We start from the raw sequence: 21,750 nt of genomic DNA on the forward strand, positions 1-21,750 counted from the left end.
CGCGGTCAGGTGTCCACAGGTGCGGGGGAATCGGTCATGGATCCGGAGATGCTGGCGCAGACCGCGGGAACCACCGTCGTCGCGCTGATGGCGACCGACGCATGGCAGCGGACACGCGAAGGTGTGGTGGCGCTGTGGCGCCGGGTACGCCCGGTGCAGGCCGACGAGATCGGCACGGCACTGGAGGAGACCCGTGAGGAGATCCTCGTGGCGCGGCGCGAGGGTGACGCAGCGGGCGCCGAGGATCTGGAGCGGGACTGGCGCCGCAGGCTGAGGCGCCTGCTGGCCGCGGATCCGTCCGTCGCCCAGGAGCTTGAGGACGTGCTGGCCCAGGCACGCGCCTCTCTGCCCGAGGACCGGCGACCGCCCCTTCCCACCGTGCAGTTGCACGCGCACGCATCCGGGCACGCGCGGGTCTACCAGGCCGGGCGGGACCAGCACATCGTCGAGCGATGACGGAACATCCGGGCGCCCCGCAGGCCGGTCATGTCCTGCGGGCCGTCACCGACGGGCACGGTCGGGTGTACCAGGCCGCAGGCGACCAGATCATCCTGGAATACACCGTCCAGCAGTCCGAACCCCCCGCTCCGGGAACCGGGTTGGGGTGGACGAGCCCCGAATCGGTCCGCACTCCCCTGGTCGCTCCCCTGAGTTCGCCCCTGCGTGACCGTCTCGATGTGCGAGAAGCGCTCCTGAAGGCCATCGGTGACCCGGCGGCGGCGCCGAACGGCCTGCACGTCGTGCACGGCATGCCGGGCAGCGGCAAGACGGCACTGGCCCAGACCGTGTTCGACGAGGCCGTGGCCGGCCAGGGGGTCGTCGGGCTGTGGGTCAACGCCGCCGACCGCTCGTCGTTCCGTTCCGGGATGCTGGCCGTGGCCCACGATCGCGGGGCCGCGCAGGCGGAGGTCGACGCCGCGCGGGAGGGCCGCCGTCCGGACGCGGATCTCGTCTGGCACTGTCTGGAGCGGTCGCCCGAGCCCTGGTTGCTCGTCCTGGACAACGCGGACGATCCCTCCGTGTTCCGGCACGGCGCGTGGCTGCGGTCCAGCAGCCGCGGCATCGTGCTGATCACCAGTCGGCTCCGGGACGCCGTCGAGTGGCGCCGGGCCGTCAGGCATCCACTGGACGTTCTCGACCTCTCCTACGCCGTCGACGTGCTGCGGGACCTCGCGGTCAGCGCGGAGGACACCGCCAAGCTCAAGCTGCTGGCACGCCGGCTCGGCTGCCACCCGCTCGCGCTGTCGCTCGCCGGCGCCTACCTCGGCCGACAACTGCTGGAGCCGGTTTCCGTGGACGAATACCTGGGGCGCCTCGACGCCGACCCGTCGCTGCTCGACCGCGGAGCGGCACCCGGGGAGCAGGAACTGCGCCGGCTGATCACCGGTACGTGGCAGATCTCCCTGGACACCCTGACCGAGCAGGGCATCCCCGAGGCGACGACGCTGCTCAGGCTGCTGTCGTGCTTCGCCGCGGCGCCGCTGCCCGTCGGGGTGCTCGCACCGGCCGGGCTCGACGCCACCGCGCTGCCGCACGCGCTTCCACCGCTCACCGGGGAGCGCGCCAACCTCGCCCTCGAACAGCTGACGGCACACTCCCTGGTCTCGCTCATCGACGCGTCCGCCGGGGCCGGCCGTGCCGCCGTACGCAGCGTGCAGGCGCACCCCCTCCTGCTGGAGACGGTCGCGTCCCGCATCCCGGTCGACCAGCGGGCGCCGCTGCTGGAATCCGCCGCCGGCCTGCTGCGCCGGCTGCTGTCCACGGACTCGGACCGGTACGTGGACCCGCACACCCTGCGCCTGTTCACGCCCCACGCCTCGGCCCTGCTCAGGCACGCCGCCGCACACCACGCCGAAGCCGCGACCGCATCGGCGCTCGCCGTCGTCCGCGCGCTGCGCGACCAGTCGTACGTGCGCGGCGACTACGCCACGACGCGCACGCTCGCCGACGAGGCCGCCCGCGTCACCGCCGGCGAGGACTGCGCGGAGGCACTGGCCGACCGGCACGAGCGCGGCCGGGCGCTGGCCGCCCTCGGGCAGTTCGACGAGGCGATCGCGGTCCACCGGGCCACGCTGGAGGCCCGCGAGGGACTGCTCGGCCACGCGCACCCGGACACGCTCGACAGTGCCCACGCCCTCGGCATCGCGCTGTACGGACTCGGGCGCTGGGCGGAGGACGAGCGGTACATGCGCCGGGCCGCCGAAGGGCGGGTCCGTGTCCTGGGTGCCACGCATCCGGACACCATCGACAGCCGGGGCCGGCTGGCCGAGGCGATCGGGCAGCAGCGACGCTGGGACGAGGCCCGCCGGCTGGCCGCCGAGAACCTCGCGGTGAGCGAGCGGGCCCTCGGCGACGACCACCCGCACACCCTGCTGAGCCGCATCGCCCTCGCCTGGGTGCTCGCCGGCGTCGGCGCATGGGAGGAGGCCGCGGTCCACACCCGCGTCACGCTGGAGGGCAGCGCGCGGGTACTGGGCGTGGAGCACCCGCGGACGCTCGCCGCACGTCAGCGCCTGGCGGACGTCCTGTCCCACCTCGGCCAGTGGGACGAGGCCCTGGAAGCCGCGCAGACGGTGCGTGCCGTACGGCAACGGATCCTCGGCCCGGAACACCCCCACACGCTCTCCGTCGAGATCGTGCTGGCCCGGATCCTGCGGGGCACCGGACGCTCCGCAGCGGCACGGGAGTCGGCCGCGCGCACGCTGGACGTCTGCGTCCGCGTTCTGGGCGCCGATCACCCGGATACGCTGGCGTGCCGCAGAGAAGTCGAACAGGAGGACGACGAGTCGTGACCGAGCCGATACGCGTGTGGCGCAAGAGCAGCTACAGCGGTGCGGACAACGGGTGTGTGGAACTGCTGATCCCCCCCCGCCGCACAAAGCTCCGATTCGTGACTCGAAGCATCCCCTCGGGCCGGTGATCGACTTCTCGGACCGCTCATGGGTGCCCTTCGTCCGGGCCGTGCTCCACGGTGAGCTGTAGGGATCGCGACCAGGGTGGGGGGCCGCACGGCCGGGCCGGCTGCCGAGGGCCGGGAACAGGCCGCGTGACAGCCCTCATTGACAAGGCGAATCCGTGCGAGTTGTCATGGACACATGATCCTGTGTCCTGAGGCCTGCCGCACCCGCCGTACCGATGGTCCCGTCCTCGGTGCCGGGTGTGCCCCGGCACCGGACGGATCAGGCGCGACGGCCACGGGCGCCGCCCCCGGCGCGACGGACGGGCGGCCGCGGTGGGAGCGCGGTCGCTGACCGGGCGCCGCGAGCTGCTCGACGCCGCCCGGGCCGAACTGACGGCCCGTCCCGGAGTGCTCTTCCACGGTCCCCCGGGGATCGGCAAGTCCCTGCTCGTGGCAGCCCTTGTCGCGGCTGTGACGGCACATGCCCCGTCCGTCGGCACCGTGCTGCACTGCTCGCCCGCGCAGGAGGACGCCCGGCTCCCGTTCGCCGGGCTCGTCGACCTGTTCACGCGGGTGCCGGAGAGCGCCCTGGAGCTCCTCGCGCCCGAGCCCCGGGCAGCACTGAGGGCAGCCCTGCTGCGCGGCCCGGAACCGGCGGACGGGCGCGGCCGCCTCGCGGTGCGCGTCGCCGTCCTCGACGTGCTGCGCACGCTGGCCGCCACCGGCCCCGTCGTCCTGGTCCTCGACGGCCTGCAGTGGCTCGACGAGTTCACCGCCGAGGTGCTGGCCTTCGCCGTGCGCCGCCTCGACGGCCTGGACATACGGGTGGTGGCCGCCGAACGGGTGGCGGACGGTGAACAGCCCGAGCGGCTGCGCTGCTGCCCGCCGGGCACGACCGAACTTCCGGTGCCGCCGCTGGCGGACGACGAGGTGGCCCGTCTCGTACGCGCCGGCATCGGTGCCGACCTGCCCCCAGGAGTGCTGCGGGCGATCCAGGACGCCGCGGCCGGAAACCCGTTGTACGCACTGGAGCTGGGGCGAGCGGTGGCCCTGCGCGGCCCGGAACGCAGGGTCTTCGGCCCGGCGTTGCCCGTGCCCCGGAGACTGCGCGCCCTGCTGCTGGACGAGGCGCGCACGCTGCCGGAGACGGCGCGGCGCACCCTCCTGCTCGCGAGCGCCGCCGCCCGGCCCGACCTCACCCTGCTGCGTGCCGCCGGGCTCCCCGACCCCGCCGCCGACCTGGCGCAGGCCGAACGCCTCGGCGTGGCGACGACCGACGCCGGCGGAACCGTACGTTTCCGGCATCCGCTGGTCAGGGCCGCCGTCTATGCCGACGCAGCCGAGAACGACCGCCGGCAGGCACACGCGCTGCTGGCCCGCACGATCACCGAGCCTGTCGAACAGGCCCGCCACCTCGCTCACGCCCGCCCCCACGAGGACGAGGCCACCGCCCGCACCCTGCTGGCCGCGGCGGAGTCCGCGCGCCGCGACGGCGCGCTCGGCGCCGCCAGCGAACTGGCCGGGCTCGCCGCCCGCCGCACCCCCGGCGACCGGCCCGCGGACCGGGCCGACCGGCTGCTGGCCGCGGCGGAGTACGCGTGCGACGCCGGGCAGCTTCAGGAGGCGGCCGAGGCCGCCGAGACGGTCCTCGCCGCGTCGAGCTCGGCACGCCGGCGGGTGCGGGCCCGGCTGGTGCTGCTGCGGGGCGCCGGGCAGGCCCTGGAGGGTGCCGGCGCGCTGATCCAGGAGGGCCTGCGCGACGCCGCCGGCGATCCGGAGGCCGAGGCCTGGCTGCATCACTGGGCGGCCGTACGCGGCCTGCTGTGCGGGGAGTTGACGGAGGCGGCCCGGCATGCCCGGCGCGCCGCCCGGCAGGCGGCCGTGGCGGGCGACACGGAGACCCGGATCGGGGCGCTCGCCACGCTCGCCCGGGTGCGGTCCCTGGCCGGCGATCCCGTCGCCGCGGACATCGCGCTGAAGGAGGCGCTCACCCTGGCGGGGGGCGCGGACGGCGGTCCGCAGAGCTGGCGGCTGATCCGGATGCGGGCGATCCTCGCCCTGGACTCCGACCGGGTACCCGAGGCCCGGGAGCAGGTCGTCGAACTCCTCGCCCGGATCAGGGAGTTCGCCGGCGTCGAGGAGGTCATGGCGACGCTGGTGTCACTGACCCGCATCCAGGTGCGGGCCGGGCACTGCCGCGAGGCACTGCACACCGCGGCGCGCTGCTCACGCGCCATGCCCCAGGCGGCACCCGCGCTGTACGCGGCCGCGCTGGCGGCCACCGCGGGCGGCACGGCGGAGGAGGCCCGGCGCCTGGCCGAACAGGCGGTACGCGCCTCGGAAGCCGATGGCGACCGGCTGTTCCTGCTGCGTGCGCTGGCCGTGCGCGGGCAGGCCGGACTGCTCACCGGCGACCCACGGGAGGCCGCGAGCGCGGTCGAGGCGCTGCAACGCGTCAGAGAACTCGGGACCGCCATGTGTGCCGCCGACCCGCCCTTGCTGCACTGGTACGGCGACCTGGCCGAAGCCCTCGTCCTGCTGGGCGAGACCGACGAGGCCGAGTCCGTCGTCCGCGAGGCCTGCGCTCGTACGGCCGGTGACACACCCGGCAGCGTACTGGCGGCTCTGGAGCGGGCGGAGGGGCTTCGGGAGGCGGGGACCGGCCGGGCCAGGGAGGGGGCGGCGCGGCTGCGCGGCGCCGTGGACCGGCTGCGTCAACTCCCGTTGCCCGTCGAGCTGGTGCGCACCCTGATCGCGCTCGGCGCGGTCGAGCGCCGCTCACGCCGCAGAAGCGCGGCCCGCGCGGTGCTCGGCGAGGCGCTGGAGACCGCCACGCGGATCGGCGCCGCCCCGCTGGCGGCGCGGGCCAGGGACGAGCTGTCGCGGCTGGACGCCGTAGACCGCAGCGGTGAGGCGGGCGCGGGCGGAACCGGACTCACCCCCACCGAGGCCAGGATCGCCGAGCTGGTCGGGGGCGGGGCCACCAACCGGGAAGTCGCCGCGAAGCTGTTCATCAGCGTCAAGACGGTGGAGGGGACCCTGTCGCGGGTCTACCGCAAGGTCGGGGTCCGCTCGCGCACCGCACTCGCCCATGCGATGGCGGTCGCCGTCATCGCCTCCGGGACGGCCGTCGAATCCCGCGACGACGGCCAGGCGGACGTCCCGGCACAGGCCGTGACGGTGAGCCGGCCCAGCCCCACCCGGACCCCGCCGAGCTCTCGACACACGCCGTTGACGTGACATCGGCTGTTAACACGTGACACAAGGGTTCCCCCGCTTATGGGGAGGGGGCCGGGGTTTCTACGGTGAAGCCGTTCCGCTTCCGGAACAACTCCCCCACTCCCCGGAGGACTTCAGTGAAGTCACGTCTGAAACTGCTCGGTCTGGCCGCCGCGCCGGCCCTGGTCGCCGCGGTCGTCCCCGCCGCCTACGCCGCGAACGCCCCGCAGCCGCATGCGACCCGTGCCGCCATCTCCGGAGACGTCCTGCCGGGCCTGAAGCAGAACGCGGCCCGCACCGGAAACGTCGCGGCCGGCAAGCGGATATCCGTGGCGATCAGCCTGACTCCCAGAGGTGGCACGGCACTTGACACCTTCGTCGCCAAGGTGAGTGACCCGTGGTCGCGTTCGTACGGCCACTACCTGACGAAACGTCAGTTCGCCGCCCGCTTCGGCCGGACCGACGCCGAGGTCGAGCAGCTCAAGGACTACCTGCGTGCCCAGGGCCTGACCGTCGGCACCGTCCACTCGGGCAACCTGCTGGTCGACGCCAGCGGTACCGCCGCCCAGCTGGAGAAGGCCTTCGGCACCAAGCTGTCGACCTGGAAGGACACCGAGTCGGGCCGGTCCTTCTACGCCAACGACTCCGCGCCGACGCTCCCGTCCTCCCTCGCCTCCCTGGTCAGCGACGTGGCCGGCCTCAACAACCGGGTCCAGCTGCACCACCAGGCGACCGCGCACACCGTCTCCCCCCACGACGGCCCCGGCGGCGGCTACACCCCGGCCCAGCTCAAGGGCGGCTACAACGTCTCCGGCACGTACACCGGAAGCGGCCAGAAGATCGCGCTGCTGGAGTTCGACGGCTTCCAGCAGTCCAACATCACCACGTACGACAACCACTACAGCCTGGGTTCGCCCACCCCGACCGTGCAGAAGGTGGACGGCGGCTCCGGCGCACTCGGCGACGGCCAGGTCGAGGTCGAGCTGGACATCGAGGTGCTGCACGCGATCGCCCCCAAGGCGAACGTCACCGTGTTCGAGGGCCCCAACTCCGACGCCGGTGAGGTCGACACCTACCAGGCCATCGTCGACAGCGGCATCCCGACCACCTCGATCAGCTGGGGTGCCGCCGAGAGTGCCCGCACGACCTCCGGCATCAACGCGGTCGACGCCGTCTTCAAGGCCGGTGCCGCCCAGGGCCTCGGCTTCTACGCGGCCTCCGGTGACAGCGGCTCCGACGACGCGGGCGACGGCGGCACCTCCGTCGACTACCCGGCCAGCGACCCGTACGTCACCGGCGTCGGTGGCACCAAGCTGACGGTGACCTCGTCCAACGCCTTCAGCAAGGAGGTGGCCTGGTCCGGGGGCGGTGGCGGCAAGTCCTCCGTCTTCACGATCCCGAGCTGGCAGAAGGCGGTCCAGAAGAGCGCCGGCGGCGGCTACCGCCAGGTGCCGGACGTCTCGGCCCACGCCAACCCCAGCCCCGGTGTCTCGATCTACTCGCAGGGTTCCTGGTCCTCGGTGGGCGGCACCAGTGCGGCGGCCCCCGAGTGGGCGGCCTTCGCGGCCCTCTACAACCAGCAGGCCGCGGCGGCCGGCAAGGCCAACCTCGGCTTCGCCGACCCCGCCCTCTACTCGGCGAGCGGCACCGGCTTCCACGACATCACCAGCGGCAGCAACGGCGCCTACTCCGCCGCCACCGGCTGGGACTTCACCACCGGCTGGGGCTCGTACAACGCCGCGACGCTGGCGAGCAAGCTGCTCGGCTGACGACCGACGGCTGACGACCGACAGAGCGCGGGCCGGGGATGTTCCCCGGCCCGCGCTGCGGCGCGGACAACGTATCCAGTTCACCGCAACGGCGTAGGCGGCCCCTGTTCGATGTCACTCAGTGGTGATCTTCGGGGGAACGATCGGCGCGGCAGGACCGGCGACGACGTCGGACTAGGGATTGTCCGTGGCGCCGATGATGGCGGAGAAGATCCGGTCCTGCGAGGTCGTCGGCACATGGAAGAAGCCGTTGTTGCGGCCGAGCCGCAGCACCGCCGCCTCGTCCGCGACAGCTTTGACGTCTCCCAGGTTGTGGCTCACGAGGATCACCCCGATGCCCTGTTCGCGCAGCTCGTCGACGACCTCAAGAACGTGGCCCGCCTGGGGGACGCCGAGCGCCGCGGTGGGCTCGTCCAGGAGGACGACCCTCGGGCGGCCGAGAAGGGCGCGGCAGATCGCGACGGTCTGCCGCTGCCCCGCGGACAGTGAAGCGACCGGAGCGCGCACATCGGGGACCCGGATGCCCATCGCGTCGAGCTGGCCGCGCGCCTGCCTGCGCATGCCGCCGTAGTCCAGCAACCGGAACAGGCGGCCCCGGACACCGGGGCACCGCCGCTCCCGGCCCAGGAAGAGGTTCTCGGCGACGTCGAGGTCGTCGCACAACGCCAAGGTCTGGTACACGGTCGCGATGCCCAGGCGGCGAGCGATCCGGGGGCTCGTGATGTGGACGCCCCGGCCCTCCCACTCGATGACGCCCTTGTCCGGGGTCTCGACACCTGCGATGACCTTGACGAGGGTGGACTTGCCGGCGCCGTTGTCCCCCAGAAGAGCGACGACCTCGCCCTCGCGGATCTCCAGGTCGACGTCCTTCAGAGCCTGGACGGCGCCGAACCGCTTGGAGACCCCTCGCAGCGCGAGCAGGGGCGGCCCAGTCAAGCCAACCTCACCTCCAAGGAGAGACCCAAGTAGCATAATGCAACATTTATTAACGATATAGACATATGGTGTAAATGGGCTGGAGGTTCCGCAACGCTGCACCCGGCTTGAGGAGGGTGTCACCGATGGCACACCACCACACCGTCCGCGCGCGCTGCCGGCGACGACGTCCCCGGCAGGGGGCGGCGCTCCTCGTGGTGGGCACCTTGCTGGTCGGCGCCGCCGCCTGCGCCGGGCATCAGAACTCCACGGGTGGCAACGGGACGCGGAAGGTCACGATCGGCCTGGTGACCAAGACCGAGACCAATCCGTTCTTCGTGGCCATGCGCAAGGCCGCCGCCGACACGGCCAGGAAGAACAACGCCGAGCTCATCGCCCTGTCCGGCAAGTTCGACGGCGACAACGAGGGCCAGGTCGCCGCGGTCGAGAGCCTCATCGCCCGCCACGTGCAGGGAATCCTGATCACGCCGTCGAACACGACGGGGATCCTGGGCGCCATCGCGGAGGCCCGCCGCCAGGGCATCCTGGTGATCGCGCTGGACACCGCGACGGACCCGGCGAACGCAGCGGACGCCACGTTCGCGACCGACAACTTCCACGCCGGACGCCTCCAGGGCGCCTACGTCAGGGCCGTGCTCGCGGGCCGGGCCCCCAAGGTGTTCATGCTCGACGGCACGGAAGGGTCCACGGTCAGCCGGCTCCGGCACGACGGGTTCCTCAGCGGCTTCGCGATCAAGGACGACTCACCGGCGATCCGCGGACGGGCCATCACCAACGGCGACCGCAATCGGGCGCAGACCGCGACGGAGAACCTGCTGCAGCGCACCACCGATGTGAACTCGCTCTACGCCATCAACGAGCCGGTGGCCGACGGCGCCTACACGGCCCTCGCCGCACGCGGCCTGACCCGGCAGGTGACCATCGGCGCCATCGACGGCGCATGCGAGGGCGTGCGCGACGTCAGATCCGGCAGGTACGCGGCCACCGTCATGCAGTTCCCGATCAGGATGGCCGACCAGGGCGTGACCGCGGTCACCGACTTCGTCAGGAAAGGGAAGAAACCGTCCGGCTTCACGGACACAGGCACGGTACTCATCACCGACAGGCCGGTGCCGGGACTGCCGTCCCGGAACACCGACTGGGGACTCCGGCACTGCTGGGGGTGATCTTCGGACGCCGACCGGCGAAGGGATCAGTAACGGATCATGAGATCTCCCGTCACCACCAGTCCCGCCGACGACAGTGAACCGGGCACGGCACTGCGGGACACGTTGCGGTACGCCCTGCGCACACCGGCCATCGGCCCACTCGTGGCCCTGGCCGTCGCCGTCCTGGTCTTCTCGGTCACGACAGACACCTTTCTGACACCGGAAAACCTTTCACTGGTACTGCAGCAGTCCATCGTGATCGGCACGCTGGCGCTGGGTCAGTCCCTGATCATCCTCACCGCGGGCATCGACCTGTCGAACGGAGCCATCGCGGTACTCGGCACGCTCGCCATGGCCAAGCCCGTCTTCGAGGGGAGCAGCCCCGCGGCGGCGCTGCTGGTGGGCCTGGCCGTGGCGACCTGCCTCGGACTCGTCAACGGTCTGCTCGTGGCCCGGCTGGACCTGCCGCCCTTCATCGTGACCCTGGGTGCGCTGACCGTCATCTACGCCGTGAGCAGGCTCTACTCCCAGTCCCGCAGCTATCCGGTGACGAGCGGCCTGCTTCTCTTCTGGGGGAACGGCGTCCACCTCGGCAGCGTGCTCATCACCTGGGGGACGTTCCTGCTCGTGGGTCTGTTCGCCTTCTTCTGGTACGTGCTCGGCAAGACGGCCTGGGGCCGGCACATCTACGCCGTCGGCAACGCACCCGAGTCCGCCCGCCTGACCGGCATCAGCGTGCGGCGCACGGTCCTGTCGGTCTACCTCACCGCCGGTCTTCTCTACGGCATCGCCGCCTGGCAGTCCTTCGGCCGCATCCCCAACGCCGACCCCAACTCCTACCAGACGGCGAACCTGGAGAGCATCACCGCCGTCGTCATCGGCGGGACCAGCCTGTTCGGCGGCCGGGGAAGCATCGCCGGGACGCTCATCGGAACGCTCATCGTCACCGTGCTCCGCTCCGGCCTCACCCAAGCGGGTGTCGACAGCCTCTACCAGGACGTCGCGACCGGGACCCTCGTCGTCGTCGCGGTCGGCGTCGACAAGGTCCTGCGCAAAGGCAGCGCACACTGACGACGGCGCGCTGCGGGCGCACCTGCGGACGTACGGGAGGCGGTGCCGGCGGCGCCCCGGTGCCGGGGCGGGCTGTCGCCCCCCCCCCGCGCCCGCCGCATCACCCGTTGTCGCGCAGCCGGGCCGCCAGGGAGGTCAGCGGCTCGGTCGCCTCGGTGTGGCCCAGGGCGCTCAGGCGGGAGACCGCCGTGTCGAGGCGGGCGAGGGCGGGGGCGGGGCGTTCCAGGTAGAGGCCCTCCACGGCAGCCGCGAGACGGACGCACTCGGCCCACTCACCGGCGGGGTCCTCGTCGGGTCCCGGTTCGCCGAGCAGGGTGAGGGCCTTGTCCAGAGCGGCCAGGGCGGTCTCGTATTCACGGGCGTAGGCGTTGACCCGTCCGTGTTCGTAGGCCAGGGCACTGTCCAGGGAGCGGCCGCGGGCCTCGTACCCCGCGGCGCGGGCCTCGTCGGCGATCCTGCCCGCGTCGGCGAGACAGGCGAGGGCGTCGGCCAGGCCCTCGGAACCCTGCTTCTGGGCCTGGAGCCGGGCGAGTTCGCGCAGGCAGTTGCTGAGCTGCTCGTAGCGCGGGGCCCGGGCGTGGGCGGCGAGGGCCTGGTCCGCGGCCTCGCGGGCCCGGCCGAACTCGCCGGACTCGGCGAGGAGTACGGCGGTCTCCGCGGCGATCATGGCGTGGCTCCCGGGGTCGTCGGCCCAGCCGGCCGACTCGGCCGCGAGAGCGGCGAACTCCGCGGTGGCGGCCTTGAGGTCCTCGCCCGCGTGCAGCGCGCGGGCGCGGGTCAGGCGCAGCTGGGCGACGAGCCGGTCGTCCACCTCTCCGGCGGCGACGTCCGGTTCGGCCAGGAGGGAGTCGAGCAGCGCGATGCAGTCCTCGACGCGGCCCAGGTCGAGGCTGAGCCGGGCCGCGTCGCTGTAGGTGCAGAACGCGTCCGTGCGGCTGCCGTGGCGCAGCTCCAGCTCCGCGGAGCGCGTCAGGTGCCGCAGTGCCTCGTCGGGGCGGCCCAGGTGCAGGCAGGCCTGGGCCAGATCACCGTGGAGGCGGGCGGTGCCGGCCGAGTCGGACGGCCGGTCGGCGGCCAGCCGCAGGCTCTCGGTCAGGTCCGCGTGCGCGGCCTGCGCGTCCCTGAGGCCGAGCTGGATCCGGCCGCGCAGGCCGAGCGTGCGGGGCAGGTGCCAGGCGGGGCCGTGCGCCTTCAGCCGGTCGAGGAGGGCGTCGGTCTCCGTGACCGCGGCGGGCAGATCGCCGGAGAGGGCGTACGTACTGGCACGCAGCATGAGGGCGCCGGAGACCTGTCCGGCGATGTCGTGCCGGGTGGCGAATTCGAGCAGCAGGTCCGCCTCGGCGAAGACCGGCGCGATGTGCTCCTCGTTCCTCGACGTCTGCAGACGCAGGCCGAGCGCGGTCGCCCGCAACCGGAGCAGACGGGCCTCCTGGTACGGGGAGAGGCCGGGCGTCTCTTCGTGCAGCCGCACGAGGGCCGCGTGGGCGGCGGTCAGCGCGGCGGCCTTCGCCTCGGCTCCGTCGGCACGCTCCGCGGGGATCTCGGCGGCGGGAAGCAGGGCGCAGGCGCGGGCGAGCGCCGCGTGACCCGGCGCTCCGGCCTCGTCGTACAGGCGCGCGGCCTCCTCGTACCGGGCGGCGGCTTCGCCGAACTCGTCCTTCTCGCCCGCCCGGCTCGCCTCGTCGGCCAGCAGGTCCGCGCGCAAACGTACGAGCGGTCCCACGGCCGGGTCGTCGGGGTGGGTGTAGTCGGGGGCGGCGACGAGGGTGCGAAGCCGTGCCCAGCAGGCCGCCGCGTCCGGATGCCCCTGCTCGTCCAACGCCCGTGCCCAGGTGATGAGTTCGGGCAGCGACTCGGGGACGGTGGCGGCCGTACAGACGGCGGGCGCGGCAGCCCGGGCAGCCCGGGCAGCCGGGGCAGCCGGGGCAGCCGGGGCCACGTCGTCGAGGCCGCGGGTGCGCAGGGTCAGTTCCAGTGCGTCCAGCAGGGGGGCACGGTCGAGGCGGGCCCGGCGCCGGTCGGTGTGGGCCGTGGTGCCGTTGCGGGTGTCGAAGCGGGCGGCGAGGTCGTCGGCGCGGCGACGCACCTCGGCGCGCAGCCCGGCCACCGTCCAGGTGCGGCCCGCGTATCCCGCGGCGGGCAGCTCGCCGTGGCCGAGGACTTCGACGCGCTGGAGGAGGACTTCCACACCGGTGAGGAAACCGAGCTGGTCCAGCGGCGAGTCGACGTCGTCGAACAGACTCCGGTTCTCCGCGAGCAGTTCCAGGCCACGTGCCTCGTTGCCGGTCAGCGCACAGAACTCCAGGTGCCGGCCGATCTCCCCGGACATCGAGGGATTGCGCCGGCAGCCGCGGTAACCGGCCAGGTGCAGCTCACGCGCCCGGTCGGTGCGACCGGTGCGCAGCAGGGGAAGCAGCGCGTACGAGACGGAGCGGGCGGGCTCCTCCTGGCAGGATTCCTTCCCGGCCAGGACGGGCTCCCAGGTGCCGAGCGCCCGCTCGTCGTCGCCCGCCGCAAGGTGGTACAGGGCACGCTCGCAGATCTCGCAGGCCTCGCAGTCGCTGAGCCTGGTGCGGGTACGGCCCGCCCACAGCTCGTAGGCGAGAGCGGTGTCCTCGCCGACGTGGGCGGCGAGCTGGTACGCCTGTCCGTAGTAGGGCTGGAGGCCGAGGCCGGCCTTCTCGTACCGGTCGCGCATCTCCGCCAGCCACTGGCGCAGGCTGGCCAGCGGTATCTCGGGCAGCTGGCGCAGGGCGTGGCCCACCCACTTGAAACGCCAGAACAGCATGTGGCGCAGGCGCTCGTCGAAGACGTCGGGCTGCTCGTCGAAGAGGGTGAGCAGGCGAGCGAAGACGACGGGCGACTTCCTGGGTTCAGAGCCGTAGTTGTAGGCCTCCTGGAGTTCGAGGAGCGCGTGGATGAGCGGGACGGGCTCCGCGAACTGCTCGGCGGCGTCGGCCAGTTCCTCGGCGGTGACGGTGCGGGTGCGGCCGTAGGGGCGCCGGTCGTTCTCCTTCAGCGCCTGGTACAGCTCGTCGGTGGTCCGGGGTGCGGTCGGCATCGTCAGCTGTCCTTGCGGAGGGCGTGGGCGAGAAGGTCGAGGAAGGAGCGGTTGATGAGGCTCGATTCGGCGGGCCTGAGCGGGCGCCGGGACAGCATCGCGGCCTGCCCGTAGAGGGCTTCGGCGCTGGTGCGGGCCAGTTCGGGTTCGTCGATGGTGACGGCCGTACGGACCAGCGGATTGAGCTGGTTGAGGATCAGCTGGGCCCGTGGTGCCTCCTGGCGCAGGTGGCCGAGGATGTCGCCCCACAGGCCGCCCTGCTGCTCGCGGGCGAGCTGGGAACGGGTGCGCTCGTGCCGGGCCTCGCGGCTGTCGAGGAGGAGGGCGGGGGCGGAGGCGGGCTGGAAGGTGCGCAGCGCGACGTCGCAGTCGAAGACGGCGAGGGCGTCGCGGGCCAGGGCGAGGTAGGCCGCGGCGGCCAGTTCGGTCTCCCGGTCGACGGGGTCGAGGTGGGCGGTGAGCGTGGCCGGGTCGAGGTCGGCGACACTGACCTCCGGCCTGATCTCCGGCAGCCGGTGGACCAGTTCACGGTCGTAGGTGTAGCCGCCGTTGACGACGCCGAGCCCGGCGGCCGCGGCGATCGCCGCGACCTGCCGGAACTCCTCCACGCTGGAGGTCACGAGCACGGTGCGGTGGGTGCGTGCGAACTCGTCCAGCGTGGCGTGTCCGTCGGTGGTCTCGAACGGCAGCCACGGCAGCAGCATCCGCAGGATCTCGTCGTCATGCACGGCGAGGGACTTCACGGCCAGGTGGTGGGCGTGGAGGAAGCGGCCGAGGAGGTCCGGGTCGCTGGCGGCGGTCCGGGCGATCCACGCGCGCAGCCGTTCGGCGAGGGCGTCCCGGACCGCGGCGAGGGTGTCGTCCTCGTACAGGGACTCGCGGGACGCCGTCGGGCGCAGGCTTTCGGCGTCGACGACGCAGCGGACGAAGAACGCCCACTCGGGCAGGATCTCCTCGGCCTGCTCGGACAGCAGCATGCCCTTGACGTGCACGCGATGGCCGTGGCGGCGCCCGGCCGGCACCGTCTCGGGCAGCACGCACGCGATGCCCTTCAGGCCCACGGCCGGCAGGTCCAGCTCGATGGTGTCCAGCGGCGTGAGCCCGAAGACCTCTTCGCCGTACGCGGCCAGCGCGCGGGAGCGGGCTCCCGGCGTGGGGTACGTACGCGCCCAGGGCGCGGGCTCGGGGTTGACGGGTGCGCCCGGGCCGCCCGCACCGGCTGTGCCGTCGTCGAAGGTCACCGGGTGGCGCAGCAGGGAGCCGAAGTGCCGGGCCAGCGCGTGCACCTGGGCCGGCCGGGTCCACTCGCCCGCGTCGGCGCGCGGCGTCAGTGTGACGGTGGTGCCGGGCCGGGGGCGTGCGGAGGCGGGCAGGATGCGGACGGAGTAGCTGCCGTCGCCGCGGCCCCGCCACTCCACGACGGGGGCGTCGGGGGTGCGCGCGGAACGGCTCAGGACATGGATCTCGTCCGCCACCAGGAAGCAGGACAGCAGGCCGATGCCGAACTGGCCGATGAAGTCCGCGCGTTGCTCGGCGATCTTCTCGGCGCGCTTGCTGCTGCGGCCGATCGTGGCGAGGAAGGTGTGCACGTCGGCCTCGGTGAGGCCGACGCCGTCGTCCTCGACACGTACCACCGAACCGTCGGCGTACAGGCGGATACCGAAGGCATCGGCGGGAGCGGCCGGTTCGAGGCCGTGCCGCGCGGTCAGCGCGTCCACCGCGTTCTGCAGAAGTTCACGCAGATAGACGCGAGGGCTGGAGTAGAGGTGGTGGGAGAGGAGATCGACGAGGCCGCGCAGATCCACCTGGAAGGTGCGGTCGGCGCCGGCCGGGCTGAGAGGAGTTTCGGGCAGAGTCATCGGGCAGTCCGGGGTGAGGTGAGCGACGAGCGGCGGATGGGGTGGCGGGTTCAGGCGTTGCGCCGGGCGCGGGCGTACATCTCTTCCGGCTTCGCCATGTACCGCCAGGGCCACGTGGTGTAGGCGCCCTGCAGCTCGCGGAAGACGCGCGGCAACACGAGCCTCTCGGAGGCCAGGGACAAGGCCATGGCGAACATGTTGAAGTCGTGCTGCCAGCCCGGGCGGCGCACATAGGCGGGGTGGAGGATGCTGCGCTCGGCCGATTCCAGCAACTCGTCCTGGATCGCGGGCGAGATGAGGCAGTTCTTACGGTCGGACTCGACCCAGTCCTCGATGTGCGCCATGGCGATCACGCAGCCGAGGCGATGGCCATCGGGCGCTGCGGCGAACGCCTCACGGGCGTACGCCAGGGCCTCGCCGGGCTCGCCGCCCCAACGGGGCTGCAACTGCGACACCCACTCGACGTGGGTCTCCAGGTCCAGCGGGTCGCGGCGCAGGGCGGCGTCGAGCCGGGTCTCGTTGACAGCGGGGCCCAGCGACATGCCGCGGCCGGAGGTGAGCAGGCGGCGCCACGGCGTGACCCACTCCGGTCGCAGCTCAGCGGCCTCCAGCAGCTGCTCCTCGGCGATGTGGAGCCGCTCGTGGAAGACCCGCCACTGCTCCTGCGTGACGTCCACGGCACGCGCGCGGGTGCGCGCCTCCCAGCCCCAGGTGATGTGGCGCGCCCCGGACATCAGCAGGGCCGTCGCCCGGTGCTCCTTGTCCTCCTCGACGGCCCGGCCGATCCAGTCCTGCACACCGTCCAGGTCGGCCAGCTCATCGAGGACTTGATGGTCTCGGCCGAGATCGAAGGGTGCCAGCGCCGCCTTGACCGCCGCCCAGTCACCCGCGCCGGCCGCCTCCACCAGCGCGAGCACCCGCGCGTCTCCGAGCGCGCGCAGTGTGTACATCCCGTTCTTCTGCCTGCGCGGGACGGGAAGGGCGTACGGATCCGCCGCCGGTCTCTCCCCACCCCTGCCGAACAGCCTGTCGAACATGCCGCGCCCTCCCCAGGTTCCGCGTGATCGTCCGGTGCAGCATAAGCGGCCCCACCGACACCGCCTGCAGCTGATCGGCGCTCCTATACACCCGGCGGAGTAGTCATGATGGCTCCCCCCGCAGGATGACCGCGGGTGCCGCATGAGTGATGCTGTGGGCTGTGACAGCTGATCTTCGCCAAGCCGGAGCCGGAGCCGGAGACGGAAACGGGCACGGGCACGGGAGAGGGACCGGGACCGGGCACGGAACCGGAGGCGCAGACGGAGACGGGAGCGCCGGTCCGGCATCCGCTCCGTCGTCGCCCCCTGCCGAGCACGCGCACCGGCCTCGCCGCTCCCGGCTGCGGCGGTGGCTGCGGCGCGCCGCGCTGGGCTGTGCCGTCGTGCTGGTGGTCGTCACCGCGGCCTCGTTCGTCTACAACGCCGTCACGGCCGGGCGCGCCGCGCCGCCGCGGGGGCTCAGGTACGTGCAGGCCGCCGACATCCGCACGCGCTACCAGACCTGGGGTACGGCGGGCCCACCCGTCGTCCTGGTGCACGGCGCCTTCGAATCCGTGGACACCTGGTCGCGCCTTGCCCCGCTGCTCGCCCGCGACCACCGGGTGTACGCGGTCGACCTGACGGGCGACGGATACAGCGAGCGCCACGGCCCGTACACCGTCGGCCATTTCACCCGGCAGCTCCTGGGCTTCCTGGACGCCATGCACCTCGGCGGCCCGGGCGGGCGCCCGCTGCTGGTGGGGCACTCCAGCGGAGCCGCCGTGGTCGCCGAGGCGGCGCTGCGGGCCCCTGACCGGCTGGGGGGTGTGATGCTCCTCGACGGCGATGCCCTCGACACGGGCGCCGGGCCGCCGCCGGCCTTGAAATACGTGCTGATCGACCCGTACCGCACCAGCCTGCTGCGGCTCGGGCTCGGCATCGACGCGGTGATCCGCAGCGTGTACGACGCACAGTGCGGGCCCTCCTGTCCGCGCCTGGACGCCGCCGGTCTGGATCAGTGGCGACGCCCGCTCCGGGTGCCGGGCGCGGAGAACGCGCTCTGGAGCATGCTGGCTGCGGGGGTGCCGGGTCTGCCCGCGGACCAGGTGGCCCGGCTCACCGGGGTGCGCCTGCCCAAGTCCGTGGTGTTCGGAGCCCAGGACGACGTGTTCACCCGGCAGACACCGCAGGAGACCGCCCGGCGCATCGGCGCACCGCCACCCACTCTCATCCCGGGTGCCCGCCACCTGACGCCGGTCTCCAGCCCCGAGGCGGTCGCGGCAGCCGTGGACAGACTCACCGCGGCATCGGTCGCAGCATCCAGGTGACCGCGCCGTCACCCGGAGACGGAGACGGCGATCTCCGGGTTGCCGTAGCAGGCGTCGGGGCCGTGTCTGCGGGTGTGGTGCCGCTCCAGGAGGTGACGGGGCGGCGGGCCGGCAGGCGCCAGGTTCAGTGTGTGGATGGCGATGTCGGCGACGGCCTCGCAGACGATGGCGTGTTCCAGGGACTTGCGGGCGGTGGCGCCCCAGGTGAAGGGCCCGTGGTGGGCGACGAGTGCGGCGGGCACCTCCGCGGCCTTCCGGTCGTCCTCTTCCAGCGTGTCCACGATGACGCGGCCGGTGTTGTACGGGTCGCCGGCTCACCTCCGTGGTGGGCTTGCGGCCACGGAGGTGTGCCGGACCGGCCCATCGGCGGGCCGGTCGGACGGCGAACGGGATCGGAACCGGCTCACCGGCCGGCCGTCGTCGCCTGACGCGCGGCCGGGGCCGCCCCGTGGCCGCCGTCGGTGCCGAGTGCGCGCAGGATCTCCTCGACGCTCCGCTTGGCGTCACCGAAGAGCATGCTGCTGTTCTCGCGGAAGAAGAGCGGGTTCTGCACGCCCGCGTAGCCGGAGGCCATGGACCGCTTGAAGACGATGACCTGCTCCGCCTCCCAGACGCGCAGCACCGGCATGCCGGCGATCGGGCTGCTCGGGTCATCGGTCGCGGCCGGGTTGACGGTGTCGTTCGCGCCGATGACCAGGACGACCGAGGTGCCGGCGAAGTCGTCGTTGATCTCGTCCATCTCCAGGACGATGTCGTACGGCACCTTCGCCTCGGCCAGCAGCACGTTCATGTGCCCGGGCAGGCGCCCGGCGACGGGGTGGACGCCGAAGCGCACCTCGACACCCCGCTCGCGCAGGTGTCGCGTCAGCTCCGCGACCGGATGCTGGGCCTGGGCGACGGCCATGCCGTAACCGGGGGTGATGATCACCGAGCGGGCCCGGGCGAGCATCTCGGCCGCCTCCGCGGGCCGTACCTCACGATGCTCGCCCTGCTCCTCGCCCCCGCCCGTGGGGGCTTCGATACCGAAACCGCCCGCGATGACGGAGATGAAGGACCGGTTCATCGCCTTGCACATGATGTACGACAGGTAGGCACCGGAAGAGCCCACCAGCGCGCCCGTGACGATCAGCAGGTTGTTGTCGAGCAGGAAGCCCGCCGCGGCCGCAGCCCAGCCCGAGTAGCTGTTCAGCATGGAGACGACGACGGGCATGTCGCCGCCGCCGATCGAGGCGACCAGGTGCCAGCCGAGGGTCAGCGCCAGCGCGGTGACCGCGATCATCAGCGGCAGGTCCGGACGAACCGTGAACCAGACGGTCAACGCGACGAACGCGCCCAGCGCGCCGAGGTTCAGCGCGTTCTTGCCGGGCAGCGTCAGCGGACGGGACTTGATGCGCGCGGAGAGCTTCAGGAACGCCACGATCGAGCCGGTGAAGGTGACGGCGCCGATGAAGACGCCGATGAACACTTCGGCATGGTGGATGCCCAGCAGGCCGGCGCCGACCCGGGTCTGCGCCGTGCCGTGCGCCTCCACCTCCAGGTAGCTGTTCCAGCCCACCAGCACCGCGGCGAGGCCGACGAAGCTGTGCAGCACCGCGATCAGTTCCGGCATCTGCGTCATCTCGACGCGGCGGGCCCGCCACAGGCCGATCGCCGCGCCGAGTGCCATGGCCAGCACGATCAGGGTCACCGCCCCGGCGGTGATGCTCTGCGCCGCCACCACGACCGTGGCGACCAGTGCGCAGGCCATCCCGGCGATGCCGTAGACGACGCCGGCGCGGGAGGTACGGTGCTGGGACAGGCCGGCCAGGCTGAGGATGAACAACAGCGCGGCGACCAGGTCGGCCGAGTGGGAGGCCGTCAGGGAGGTCATCTCGGCTCAGCCTTTCGAGAACATGGACAGCATGCGGCGGGTGACGGCGAAACCTCCGAAGATGTTCACGCTCGTCAACAGGATCGCCACGCAGGACAGCGCGGTGACGGTCCGGCTCTCGTGCCCCATCTGCAGCAGGGCGCCGATCACGACGATCCCGGAGATCGCGTTGGTCACCGACATCAGCGGCGTGTGCAGCGCGTGGTGCACCTTGCCGATGACGTAGTAGCCGATCACCACCGCCAGCGCGAACACCGTGAAGTTCTCCGCCAGTTGCGCGGGAGCGAAGGCCACCAGCAGGAACATCGCGAGCATGCCGAGCCCGATCAGGCCGAAGCGTCCCGCAGGCGTCAGCCTCCGCTGCTTCGGGTCGGGTGCGGCGGGCTCGGTCGGCTGCTGCGCGGCGGGCGCGGCCGACACCGCCACGGGCGGGGGCGGCCAGGTGACGTCGCCGTCCCGCACCACGGTCACGGCCCGCTGCACGACGTCGTCGAAGTCGATCGCCGGCCGCCCGTCCCTGGCAGGGGTGAGCAGCTTCAGCAGGTTCACCAGGTTGGTGCCGAACAGCTGCGAGGCCTGGGCGGGCAGCCGGGACGCGAGGTCGGTGTAGCCGATGATGGTGACGCCGTTGTCCGTGACCACCGTGCGCCCCGGCACGGTGCCCTCGACGTTGCCGCCCTGGGCGGCGGCCATGTCGACGATGACGCTGCCCGGCTTCATGACGGCCACATCCTCGGCCGACAGCAGGCGAGGCGCCGGCCGGCCGGGGATCAGCGCGGTGGTGATCACGACGTCCACGTCCGCGGCCTGCTCGTGGTAGAGCTCGGCGGCGGCACGGTCGTAGTCGGCCGAGGTCGCCTTGGCATAGCCGTCGGTGCCGGTCTCCTGGGCGACGTTCACCGGCAGGTACTCGCCGCCCAGCGACCTCACCTGGTCGGCCACCTCGGGCCGCGGGTCGGTGGCCCGCACGATCGCGCCGAGGCTGGAGGCGGCGCCGATCGCCGCCAGACCGGCCACGCCCGCCCCGGCGACCAGCACCTTCGCCGGCGGCACCGTGCCCGCCGCGGTGACCTGACCGGTGAAGAACCGGCCGAAGACGTGCGCGGCCTCGATGACCGCCCGGTACCCGGCGATGTTCGCCATCGACGACAGCACGTCCATCGACTGCGCGCGCGAGATGCGAGGCACCGCGTCCAGCGCCAGAGCCGTCACGCCGGCCGCGGCCAGTCTCCGGAGCAGCTCGGGCTGCTGGGCCGGGGCCAGCAGGGCGACCACGGTCGTGCCTTCCCGCAGCCGGGTGATCTCCGTGTCGGAGGGAGCGTTCACTTTCAGGACGACATCCGCGTCCCAGGCCTGGCCGATCCCGGCGCCGGCGTCGAGGTAGGCCTGGTCACCGAAGCCGGAGGCCGCGCCGGCCCCGGACTCGACCACGACCTCGTAGCCGAGGCCCAGCAGTTGACGCACCGTCGTCGGCGTCGCCGCGACACGTGTCTCCCCGGAAGCGGACTCGGCCACGACACCGATGCGCCGGGGTGGGTGTTGCGCAGATTCTTGTGCAGACATGTCTCGTGTTC

The 21,750-nt window shown here is 72.8% G+C and carries 14 protein-coding genes and 1 pseudogene; 8 read left to right on the forward strand and 7 right to left on the reverse strand.

Annotated features, from left to right (window positions below):
- The first annotated feature begins 36 nt into the window (after positions 1–36).
- From LE548_RS04590 to LE548_RS04615, 5 genes are all read left to right on the forward strand, one after another.
- A complete protein-coding gene (locus tag LE548_RS04590) occupies positions 37–456 on the forward strand; it encodes a hypothetical protein (RefSeq protein ID WP_225095306.1) in 420 nt (139 codons plus the stop codon).
- Positions 453–2,792, forward strand: a complete 2,340-nt coding sequence (locus LE548_RS04595; protein WP_225095307.1) for a tetratricopeptide repeat protein — start codon at positions 453–455, stop codon at positions 2,790–2,792. Before LE548_RS04590 ends, LE548_RS04595 begins: the two co-directional genes overlap by 4 nt.
- Positions 2,793–2,844: 52 nt before the next feature.
- Positions 2,845–2,982, forward strand: a complete 138-nt coding sequence (locus tag LE548_RS46410; protein ID WP_374116019.1) for a DUF397 domain-containing protein — start codon at positions 2,845–2,847, stop codon at positions 2,980–2,982.
- A gap of 250 nt (positions 2,983–3,232) precedes the next feature.
- On the forward strand, positions 3,233–6,139 hold the full coding sequence (locus tag LE548_RS45340) for an AAA family ATPase (protein WP_308029843.1): 2,907 nt from the start codon (positions 3,233–3,235) through the stop codon (positions 6,137–6,139).
- Between the two features lie 116 nt (positions 6,140–6,255).
- Positions 6,256–7,887 carry a protease pro-enzyme activation domain-containing protein gene (locus LE548_RS04615; RefSeq protein WP_225095308.1) on the forward strand — a complete coding sequence of 544 codons (1,632 nt, stop codon included), beginning with the start codon at positions 6,256–6,258 and terminating at the stop codon, positions 7,885–7,887.
- Positions 7,888–8,061: 174 nt separating this feature from the next.
- On the opposite strand, the gene LE548_RS04620 is transcribed toward LE548_RS04615, so the two are convergent.
- Positions 8,062–8,859, reverse strand: coding sequence for an ATP-binding cassette domain-containing protein (locus tag LE548_RS04620; protein WP_225095309.1), 798 nt, complete (start codon positions 8,857–8,859; stop codon positions 8,062–8,064).
- Positions 8,860–8,948: 89 nt separating this feature from the next.
- Between LE548_RS04620 and LE548_RS04625 the strand changes: the two genes are divergently transcribed.
- On the forward strand, positions 8,949–9,989 hold the full coding sequence (locus LE548_RS04625) for a substrate-binding domain-containing protein (protein WP_225095310.1): 1,041 nt from the start codon (positions 8,949–8,951) through the stop codon (positions 9,987–9,989).
- A gap of 39 nt (positions 9,990–10,028) precedes the next feature.
- Positions 10,029–11,042: an ABC transporter permease gene (locus tag LE548_RS04630; RefSeq protein WP_225095311.1), complete on the forward strand. Its 1,014-nt coding sequence runs from the start codon at positions 10,029–10,031 to the stop codon at positions 11,040–11,042.
- Between the two features lie 100 nt (positions 11,043–11,142).
- On the opposite strand, the gene LE548_RS04635 is transcribed toward LE548_RS04630, so the two are convergent.
- The 3 genes from LE548_RS04635 to LE548_RS04645 are packed head-to-tail and all read right to left on the reverse strand — an operon-like array spanning position 11,143 to position 16,999.
- Positions 11,143–14,103 carry a hypothetical protein gene (locus LE548_RS04635; RefSeq protein ID WP_225095312.1) on the reverse strand — a complete coding sequence of 987 codons (2,961 nt, stop codon included), beginning with the start codon at positions 14,101–14,103 and terminating at the stop codon, positions 11,143–11,145.
- A gap of 2 nt (positions 14,104–14,105) precedes the next feature.
- On the reverse strand, positions 14,106–15,962 hold the full coding sequence (locus LE548_RS04640; RefSeq protein WP_225095313.1) for an HSP90 family protein: 1,857 nt from the start codon (positions 15,960–15,962) through the stop codon (positions 14,106–14,108).
- A 50-nt stretch (positions 15,963–16,012) separates the two neighbouring features.
- Positions 16,013–16,999, reverse strand: coding sequence for a hypothetical protein (locus LE548_RS04645; protein WP_225095314.1), 987 nt, complete (start codon positions 16,997–16,999; stop codon positions 16,013–16,015).
- Positions 17,000–17,388: 389 nt separating this feature from the next.
- Here LE548_RS04645 and LE548_RS04650 point away from each other — a divergent pair, with 389 nt between their 5' ends.
- The gene (locus LE548_RS04650) at positions 17,389–18,306 is read left to right on the forward strand and encodes an alpha/beta fold hydrolase (RefSeq protein ID WP_225095315.1); all 918 of its coding nucleotides are present in this window, start codon (positions 17,389–17,391) and stop codon (positions 18,304–18,306) included.
- A gap of 8 nt (positions 18,307–18,314) precedes the next feature.
- Here the strand turns inward: LE548_RS04650 and LE548_RS04655 are convergent.
- The 3 genes and pseudogenes from LE548_RS04655 to LE548_RS04665 form a co-directional block, all read right to left on the reverse strand.
- Positions 18,315–18,608: pseudogene (locus LE548_RS04655) on the reverse strand (class II aldolase/adducin family protein); the annotation flags it as partial.
- A 101-nt stretch (positions 18,609–18,709) separates the two neighbouring features.
- Positions 18,710–20,176 carry a Re/Si-specific NAD(P)(+) transhydrogenase subunit beta gene (gene pntB / locus LE548_RS04660; protein ID WP_225095316.1) on the reverse strand — a complete coding sequence of 489 codons (1,467 nt, stop codon included), beginning with the start codon at positions 20,174–20,176 and terminating at the stop codon, positions 18,710–18,712.
- A gap of 6 nt (positions 20,177–20,182) precedes the next feature.
- Positions 20,183–21,739 (reverse strand): Re/Si-specific NAD(P)(+) transhydrogenase subunit alpha, encoded by a 1,557-nt coding sequence (locus LE548_RS04665; protein WP_225095317.1) that lies wholly within the window; start codon positions 21,737–21,739, stop codon positions 20,183–20,185.
- Between the last annotated feature and the right edge of the window lie 11 nt (positions 21,740–21,750).

Source organism: Streptomyces sp. CoH27 (assembly GCF_020181035.1).
GTDB lineage: Bacteria > Actinomycetota > Actinomycetes > Streptomycetales > Streptomycetaceae > Streptomyces > Streptomyces camelliae.